1 protein-coding gene is annotated in these 353 nt (G+C 47.6%); it reads right to left on the bottom strand.

Features of this window, described 5'->3' with window-relative positions; all coding sequences use genetic code 11:
- Positions 1-353 (bottom strand): ATP-binding protein (locus tag CIK77_RS17410; protein WP_258861490.1); only part of this gene is annotated, 353 nt, incomplete at both ends.

The raw sequence follows: 353 nt of genomic DNA, 5'->3' as shown, positions 1-353 counted from the left end.
TGCACCCTGATTGGCGATGTTCTCTTGCGCATTGTCATGAAAGCCAATATCACCGCCCATCAGTCGCGTCAACTGCTTGGAGATGACCAGACCCAACCCTGTACCGCCATATTGACGAGTGATTGATGGGTCGCCTTGACTAAAGCTTTGAAACAGCATTTTTTGATCGGCAAGCGAGATGCCTTTACCACTGTCTTGTACGCTAATCATCAGGTAATTGTCACGGTGATCGTCCAAGCTGACACGTACTACCACATCACCACTGTCAGTGAATTTAATCGCGTTACCCACGATATTGGTCAATACTTGTTTGAGACGTAGCGCATCGCCATTAATACGCATCGGTACATCGT

The organism is Microbacterium sp. JB110 (assembly GCF_003335195.1).
Lineage (GTDB): Bacteria > Actinomycetota > Actinomycetes > Actinomycetales > Microbacteriaceae > Microbacterium.
The sequence above is the reverse complement of the archived record's forward strand: the minus strand, read 5'-3'. Positions and strand labels throughout refer to the sequence as shown.